Annotated in this window: 11 protein-coding genes; 2 read left to right on the top strand and 9 right to left on the bottom strand. The window is 45.5% G+C overall.

Annotation, left to right across the window (positions count from 1 at the left end):
• On the bottom strand, window positions 1–403 hold a 403-nt coding region (locus tag PHP90_RS08300), incomplete at its 3' end, for an AEC family transporter (protein WP_299928084.1).
• A gap of 80 nt (window positions 404–483) precedes the next feature.
• The gene (cowN, locus tag PHP90_RS08295) at window positions 484–786 is read right to left on the bottom strand and encodes a N(2)-fixation sustaining protein CowN (protein ID WP_299928082.1); all 303 of its coding nucleotides are present in this window, start codon (window positions 784–786) and stop codon (window positions 484–486) included.
• Window positions 787–936: 150 nt separating this feature from the next.
• Between cowN and PHP90_RS08290 the strand changes: the two genes are divergently transcribed.
• Window positions 937–1167, top strand: a complete 231-nt coding sequence (locus PHP90_RS08290) for a CDGSH iron-sulfur domain-containing protein (RefSeq protein ID WP_299928080.1) — start codon at window positions 937–939, stop codon at window positions 1165–1167.
• 5 nt (window positions 1168–1172) lie between these two features.
• Entirely contained in the window at window positions 1173–2075 is a 903-nt protein-coding gene (locus PHP90_RS08285) for an MBL fold metallo-hydrolase (protein WP_299928079.1), read from the top strand.
• On the opposite strand, the gene PHP90_RS08280 is transcribed toward PHP90_RS08285, so the two are convergent.
• Genes PHP90_RS08280 through PHP90_RS08250 form a run of 7 tightly spaced genes read right to left on the bottom strand, consistent with a single transcriptional unit; the run spans window position 2076 to window position 7616 of the window.
• A complete protein-coding gene (locus PHP90_RS08280) occupies window positions 2076–2438 on the bottom strand; it encodes a sulfite exporter TauE/SafE family protein (RefSeq protein WP_299928077.1) in 363 nt (120 codons plus the stop codon).
• Window positions 2439–2447: 9 nt separating this feature from the next.
• Complete coding sequence (locus PHP90_RS08275; RefSeq protein WP_299928074.1) at window positions 2448–2975, bottom strand: YceI family protein; 528 nt, start codon at window positions 2973–2975, stop codon at window positions 2448–2450.
• Window positions 2972–3925, bottom strand: a complete 954-nt coding sequence (locus PHP90_RS08270) for a hypothetical protein (protein WP_299928071.1) — start codon at window positions 3923–3925, stop codon at window positions 2972–2974. Before PHP90_RS08270 ends, PHP90_RS08275 begins: the two co-directional genes overlap by 4 nt.
• Window positions 3922–5466 carry a hypothetical protein gene (locus PHP90_RS08265; RefSeq protein WP_299928068.1) on the bottom strand — a complete coding sequence of 515 codons (1545 nt, stop codon included), beginning with the start codon at window positions 5464–5466 and terminating at the stop codon, window positions 3922–3924. The genes PHP90_RS08270 and PHP90_RS08265 overlap by 4 nt, the downstream gene beginning before the upstream one ends.
• Window positions 5441–6082 (bottom strand): ABC transporter ATP-binding protein, encoded by a 642-nt coding sequence (locus PHP90_RS08260; RefSeq protein WP_299928065.1) that lies wholly within the window; start codon window positions 6080–6082, stop codon window positions 5441–5443. The genes PHP90_RS08265 and PHP90_RS08260 overlap by 26 nt, the downstream gene beginning before the upstream one ends.
• Window positions 6079–7158: an FtsX-like permease family protein gene (locus PHP90_RS08255; protein WP_299928062.1), complete on the bottom strand. Its 1080-nt coding sequence runs from the start codon at window positions 7156–7158 to the stop codon at window positions 6079–6081. Before PHP90_RS08255 ends, PHP90_RS08260 begins: the two co-directional genes overlap by 4 nt.
• Window positions 7155–7616 carry a hypothetical protein gene (locus PHP90_RS08250; protein ID WP_299928060.1) on the bottom strand — a complete coding sequence of 154 codons (462 nt, stop codon included), beginning with the start codon at window positions 7614–7616 and terminating at the stop codon, window positions 7155–7157. Before PHP90_RS08250 ends, PHP90_RS08255 begins: the two co-directional genes overlap by 4 nt.
• Window positions 7617–7667 lie beyond the last annotated feature (51 nt).

Genomic DNA, 7667 nt, shown 5'->3' with positions numbered 1-7667 from the left:
CACCGTAGAGCGACAGCATCAAAAACGTCCCGAACTGATCGTACATCAAGACATACGGAATGGCTTCTTCGCCCAGCAATGTATGGACGATCGGTATCCCGACAAACGACGTATTCCCCAGCGGCATGACGAGTAAAAGTGCGGCGCGGACATGAGGAGGCTGATTGCGCGTCATGGCGAATACGATCGCAACGGTAATCGGCAGCAGCAGCCACGGGGTCAGAATCACTCCGAGAGCTGAGAGATCGAGATGGATTTTAGGAACTTGGATCAATACCGTCGCGGGAAGCGATACGTAGATCACAAAAAAATTGAGGCTTTTGGCAAAATCAACCGGAGCATCGGCCTTTTGGAGCAACACGCCGATCACTAATAAGGCTATGATAAAGGCAAACTGCTCCATGTACTACTACTCCGGTTTTAATGCGCGAATAGTATTCCGATGCCCCTTGTGATTCTATAAAGAAAGTACGATAATTTTTCTTAGCAACACTGATATTCGCATGTCGTCATCAGTTCAAGCCCAACAGTATGTCCGCTCTGTTCAAATAACTCTTCGATATAAAATACGGACGAGCAGATATGATACAGAACCTTTTCATCGGACTTGTGCTCATAGTAGCATTGGGGGATTTTTGCTTTGAACGCTTCCCAAAAACGGTTAGTATAGCGTTCGTCTTTGGTTACTTCCAGGATGCAGTCGATCACATCGGAAGCGTGCTTGTAACAATCTATATTCATAAAAGAGAGATATCTGTCTGCTTGTTCAGTGTTTTGGCTGTTCACTTTTTAACCTTTTATCGTTTGGAGTATTGTATAGCGAACGCTTCCCTTTTTCTAGACCTTGTTCTTACAAAATATTTTTTTTCTGCTTATATTTACGGCAATACCAAAATCGTGCTATGATGCTTAATTATTCTCCGGTGGAGGCTTATCATGGAAACTAAATTTATAAACGAACCGTTTAAAGCGTCGTTGGATGCCAATAAAGAGTATTGGTATTGTACGTGCGGTCTCTCGAGCACTTTCCCGTTTTGTGACGGAAACCATGAGGGAACCGATAAATCGCCGATAAAATTTTCTTCCGATGTTGAAACCGATAAATGGCTCTGCCGATGCGGACGATCAGGCAGAAAACCGTTTTGCGACGGGTCTCATCAGCAGTAGGCCCAATGCAGCGATACACATCACCGAAAGTCTCTCTCAAAACAATTCTGAAATGGCAGTTTTCCAAATCACTCTCTAAAAAGCGAACCCCTTCAGCCGCATTGCCGATAATACCGCAAAAGAGATTGCCGGAGGGGGAATATGCGCTGTGGCTGGGACATGCCAGCGTATGGCTCAAACTCGCAGATACCACGATAGCGATTGATCCCGTATTGGGAAATATCCCTCTCTTCCGCCGTCAAAGCCCTCTTCCCATCGCAAAAGAGGTACTGCACGCCGACGTCATCCTCATTACCCATGCCCATTATGACCATTTTGACAAACCCTCTGTGTTTGCACTGCTCAAACAAAATCCGGAGTGTATTATCGTTGCGCCGGCAGGATTTTGGCGGTATTTGAAAGGGCATATTGCACGGGAAAAGTGTTTTGAATTGGAACTATGGGAGTCAGTGATGATCGGGGGACTTTTTATCACTCTCGTCCCTAGTCTGCATTGGAGCAACCGTATCCATTTTGATATGAACAAAGCACTGTGGGGAGGATACGTCATCCAAAATGCAGAGCATACGATCTACCATTCGGGAGACACCGCCTATGGGGAGCATTTCAAAGAGATAGCAGAGAAGTTCGATATCGATGAAGCATTTTTACCGATCGGAGCCTATCGTCCCGAAGCGATCATGAAACAAATGCATACCAGCCCGCCCGAAGCACTCCGAGCAGCACATGATTTAGGTGCAAAAACACTTATCCCCATCCATTATGGAACTTTTATCCTCTCGGATGAACCGCTGAGTGAGCCGATCGAGTGGTTCGAGAAACTGACCCGAACAAACAATTTTTCGTTTCATCCGCAAAAACTTCGTGTAGGCGAAATTTATCGCTTCAATACGGCACGTACACACTAATCATTTAGCCTCAAAAATCATATAGCCGCCCATAAAGATCAAAAACACTCCGAACATGATTTTTAACGTGTGCGCATCGATCTGATTATCGATCCGTGCGCCGATCCAGCCTCCGATTAGTGCCATTGCCGCGATAATAAATGCCGCTTTAAAATCGACATTTCCGCTTCGGTAATATTCCAAAACCGCCGCAAGACCGATCGGAGGCAACAATACGGCGAGGCTCGTGCCGATCGCCAGTTTTTGAGAAAATCCCGCAATGTACATAAGCGCAGGAACAATCAAGACTCCCCCGCCGATCCCGAAAATTCCGGCCAATATTCCTGAGGATAATCCTATCGCGATAAAGATTGCCCAAGACATAAGAAAATATTACCGTTTCAAGTCCACGTCAACATTCAAATCAACCTGATCTCTTACAGTCAGGAACATCAATTTGATCGGTTTAATCCCGAATTCGGTCATTTTTAATCCACTTGTAGCTTTGATTCGGACTTTATCCCCTTCCTCAGCAATCGTTCCCTCAAAACTCATCGGTTTAGTGACACCGTGAAGGTTCATCGTCCCTTTGAGGGTGTAGTTATTCCCCCCTTTGGCAACGACCTCTTTCACATCAAATACCGCTTTTGGAAATACGGAAGATTCTAGCGATTCTTGCATGTGTTCGTCGCGTTTTTTATTGTCGCTGAAGAGATCGTTCATCGAAACTTCAATAGAACCTTTTAACGTCGAAGGATTTGCTTCCATACTCAAATGGGATGTCGCTTTTTTCGCCATCGGATCAATCGTACTGTCGCCGAATACTTCTGTATGTGCTTTAATCGTCCCCGATTCGAAACTCAAAGGCCCCGCATACAACATTCCGCAAGCCAAAAAGGCCAACACACTCATTTTTATCATAATACTCTCCTGTAATAAATTGAATACATAATCCCGAAAATCCCTAAAACTGATGCCGCTATCCACAAGCGATGCTCTATAGCGATCCCGTTAGCAATTGAGGAAGCGATCCAACCGACCCCAACCATAGAAAGTGCTATGAGTCGTATATCTGCTAACCGTATCAACGCTTTAAATAGCAAAACATTATAATAAGAAATCACTATCGGATAGACAACAGAGAGTAAAATCGGCTCTTTAATCCAATACAAAACATAGCTGAGAATAAACAAACTCCAGATAACCCGCGTTTGCCCCATAAATTCTCCCCCGTATCGATACGCCAAAAATACTCCGAAGAGATGGGTCGGGATAATAATCCACGGATACATTCGCCAAATATCCATACCGCCAGAGCGGCTAAGGGTCTCAAACAGTGCCGAATCGGCAAAAATCCAGAGCATCATTACCGCCAGTATTCCCCAATGAAACGAACTTTTTTCGTGTTCAGAGATATGATCCGCATGTGAAAAACGGAGTGCTGCTACAGAAATCAGAGGAAGAATAATCGCAATGTTGCCACGTTCAATAAACGGATAGGTATACAATGCTGTCCCCACACTATACGAAATTGCCAAGCCCAAGGCAAGCTGAAATGTACTTTGTGAACGGAAAATATAAAGCAGCAGCGGAGTCGTATACCCCACGACAAATCCCAATACTAAAAGCATCCCCAACGAATAATCCGGATAAAACCATGAAATTATTATCTGAATCCCAAAAAGGAAATAGAGTTCTGTCCGAATATTGAAATGACGCCAATAGGCACTCATCAAACTTCCGATAATCCCGCCGATCGGGAGGGTATAAAGATCATGAATGTGCGAATCAAAGGCTCCGACGACTCCCGTCTGTGCGATAAGAAGGTAATACAGCAGCTGAGACGCTAAAACGATAACGAGAAAATTCACACCCTACCCCGTAAAGAAAGCCAATAAATCAAGGCAAAAGCTCCGTCATAAAGAGCGACCAACAAGGCGATCGTATCCAATGTCCCCGCCATGTAGAGTGCGGCAAACACCGAAGCGACCAGAGTACGGATCGTAGCACTGAGAGAGGCGAAACGCTCTGCATCGGCTTGCAATCCGGCCCAATGTACCATCCCCGTCCCGATCATAAAGGCAAAAACAACGTATTCATAGGTTCCGCTAAAATGCCACCCAAGCAGAGGAAAAATCCATCCCCCCGCAATCAAAAGGATCAATCCGCCCCCTGCATCGCTTAAAAAACCGAGCCAGTGATACATTTCGATCAAACTGACATATCGGGTCTTGATACGAAGCCAAAGGATCTGAGCCACCGCCAAGATCAAGATAAATCCGAATAATGAGCGTGCGCCCAAGAAAATCTGAACATCGGAGTGAATCCATCCCGCTTCCACCATACCGGCGATACTCAAAACAAGAGCCATCCCCATCACCATCGTGGTCCATAGAGTAGCGAATAGACGGGTAAATAGCCCCGGAAGATAGCGATGAACAATGCTCAATGCCATAAATGCGACTGCAATTCCCATTGCAATGTGGGCATGTCCTACGACCAGATCGTTACGATGGATCAATTCCCGTATCTGCGGGATAAACAAAAGGTTCCCCTCCAGATCCACAAAAACAAATGCCAGTATCGAGAAAAACAGATACGGATTATGGCTGAAGCTCAGAGCACTCTCTTTCCACCATTTCCACAAAAGAGGGAGGTAGAGCAGCGTCAGATACTGAAAGAACCACTCTTCGTTATAACTCAGTGAATGGAGAAAATTGCGAATAATCAAAGAGAGAATATATCCCCCCAGCGGAACTATCCAGAGCCATGGCCATCGCGGAGTAAACACCTCTCTCGCTTCGAGTTTAATGAGCAAATAATAAAGCGGAAGAAGTGCAAAACTCATCCCTAAGGTGTTATCTCCGTGAGGTCCAACAAGAGTTTTTTCCACTTGTCCGTATTGGGGATTCATCAAAACGATTAACGCAATCGGAGCCGCAATGACCGTCACCAGTGATACATTCACCCATAAAGGGCGTTTTTCATAACGACGCAGGGCATCAACGAGTGCAAACAGATAAAAAATACCGCTGAATGCGAGGAGAAAGTTGAGTTGATAGGGAAAATCGTAAAACGGTAATCCCCGAATGTTCCCAAACAGCAATGCCATAGACATAAAGAGTAAAAAGAAGTTCCAAACAACGAAGTAACGGCGCAGATGTGCTATTGCACTCGGCGACAATACCCCTTCTTTTTCAAACAATGCGAACGGCAAAAGGGACAGAAGCAAAGGGAAAAAACCATACAGCATCAAAGAGATATGCAGTGACCTGGCACGCTCAGGTGAAAACAGCGTCTGTGTCCCGTCCAGTCCCAGCATCTCCAGTGAATAGATAAGTCCTGCAATCAATCCGAGGATAAGCCAGACAAGAGCGAGAGGAAGCTCATCGTTTAGAAATGTTTTTAACAACTCCGTCCTCCATTTCGATAATTGTATCGGCAAAATCTGCTATTTTTTTGTCGTGGGATGCCACAATAAACGTCGTATCTTCGCGTGAGAACTCCCGAAAAAGCTCATAAACGCCCAACGCATTTTTCGTATCCAGATTTCCGGTCGGCTCGTCTGCAAACACCACAGATGGACGGTTAATAAGCGATCGCGCGATCGCGGCACGCTGACGTTCGCCTCCGGAGACCTCATCACTGTAGCGCATTCCCAAACGTTCAATACCCAAACGTGCCATGAGAGGATCAATCTGATCGTGAAATTCCCCCATTGCAGCAAGGGCAATGTTTTCTCTCAGTGTCAAATACGAAATCAGATAGTGAAACTGAAAAACAAATCCGATATGACGGCGTCGAAACGCATCGATACTCCCCCATTGAGAAAGCGCTTTGGCATCATATGTCACATCCCCTTTCGATGGACGGAGCAGTGTTGAGAGGATCGAAAGCAACGTAGTCTTTCCGCTGCCGCTTTCTCCGATGATCGCCGTAAAACTTCCCGGTTCGATACTCAGTTCAATCCCGCGCAAAACCTGCTCATGACCATAATAATGCTCCAATCCGGTCGCAACAATCTTCATGCGCCCCCCTTTTGGATCAGGCTCATAGGGTCAATACGGGAAGCATATATTGCCGGCATCAGCGTCCCTATCAATGCCATGACTACCGATACCACGAATACTTTCACTAAAAGAATAGCCGTAATCTCGCCGTTGATGTACCCTTGGAATTTATCGGCATGTTTTATCAGCTCCAACACCCCCTCACTCACACCCCATGCAACGGCAAACGCTAGTAACGCGATAATCAATGTTTCACTGAGAAGTTTAAAAATAATGACGCTCGGAGAGAGCCCGATAGAGCGCATAATTCCGAACTCTCCCTTGCGGTCATTCACCACCATACTCATCATACTCACGATCCCCAAAATCCCCATCAAAAATGCCATCGCTCCGATCACATCCGAACTGGTTTTAATGATTTTGAACTGATTGTACGAATCGATAAAACTGTCGGTGGTTTTGGCTTCCAAATCAGATCCGAGCATTCCGATCTCCTTGAGGACTGCATCACTCTTGCTCAAATCGTTCAAACTGACCAGGAAAATCGATGTACTTTTGTGAAACAATTCGCCTCCGTCGTCCAGTCCCATTACAACGCCGCCATCCTCAAACCCGATCTTGCTTTTAAAAACACCGCTGACATGAAACGTTTTTTTAGACAGTACGATAGCGGAAGGGTGTTTGAGCGTAGCATCTATCTTGGAGCCCAATAAAACTTCACCTCGCTTAGGATAACGCCCCTGTGTCAGGTGATAACTGTTAAACCGTCCCTCGCTCACCCCGTAAATCCCCACAATCGGCAGAGGTTCGACCGGAGCGGCTCCCAAAATCAAGGCTGAAACTTCTTTGACACCGTCCATTTTAGCTATCGGTTCTGCAAAAGAGCGGTTGATATCACTGAAAAAGGTATCTGCAATCCCTTTTTGAGTAACGATGATATCGCCATCGGTTTTGAGCATCGCACTGTACATACTCACCACTCCGCCCGAGATCGCGCTGATCAGAAAAATAGCGGAAATCGAAACACTCATACTGATAAAGATGAGCGCCGTTTTAAACCGGTTTTTTCGAAGTGCTTTGAGTGGCGTTATCACTGCTCAATTGCCTTTTTAAGCTCATCCGCAGTCCCCACGTAATCGATCGACTCGACGGTATTGCCTTTGAATTTCATGATGGTGATTTTCTCTTCTTTTCCCGGGAATTTTAATCCGAACTCTTCGTCATCGATCAACAAAACGATATGAGGATATTTTTGCATTTTAGGAATGGCGAACGCCTTGGTGATAAAACTGGGCATCCCGCTGATATCGGCAACAAAAGCGGCATTGTGTGCGTTCAAATACCCTTTATCCTGCGCTGCGAGATAGTCATTTACCGTCGAGCTCGTCCCTTTTTCAAATACCATAATAAGCGTATGCGGCATCACTTTCAAAATGTGCTTTGTACCGAACTGATCTTTTAACTCCAACGGCGGAACCGATTGCCCCTCTTTATACGGTGCACCCCATAGACTTACGGCGATTAACAACAATACAACAATGATTTTTTTCACAAGAGCCCTTTTTACGATAGTTCGTAAAAGTGTAGCCTACCAAGTGTAAAT

The organism is Sulfuricurvum sp., assembly GCF_028712165.1.
Classification (GTDB): domain Bacteria; phylum Campylobacterota; class Campylobacteria; order Campylobacterales; family Sulfurimonadaceae; genus Sulfuricurvum.
The sequence above is the reverse complement of the archived record's forward strand: the minus strand, read 5'-3'. Positions and strand labels throughout refer to the sequence as shown.

What these genes read in the sequence shown, in the direction of transcription:
- PHP90_RS08285 (WP_299928079.1), top strand. Translation starts at nt 1,173, where the DNA reads ATGCAGCGATACACATCACCGAAAGTCTCTCTCAAAACAATTCTGAAA.
- PHP90_RS08260 (WP_299928065.1), bottom strand. Translation starts at nt 6,082, where the DNA reads ATGAAGATTGTTGCGACCGGATTGGAGCATTATTATGGTCATGAGCAG.
- PHP90_RS08280 (WP_299928077.1), bottom strand. Translation starts at nt 2,438, where the DNA reads ATGTCTTGGGCAATCTTTATCGCGATAGGATTATCCTCAGGAATATTG.
- PHP90_RS08290 (WP_299928080.1), top strand. Translation starts at nt 937, where the DNA reads ATGGAAACTAAATTTATAAACGAACCGTTTAAAGCGTCGTTGGATGCC.
- PHP90_RS08275 (WP_299928074.1), bottom strand. Translation starts at nt 2,975, where the DNA reads ATGATAAAAATGAGTGTGTTGGCCTTTTTGGCTTGCGGAATGTTGTAT.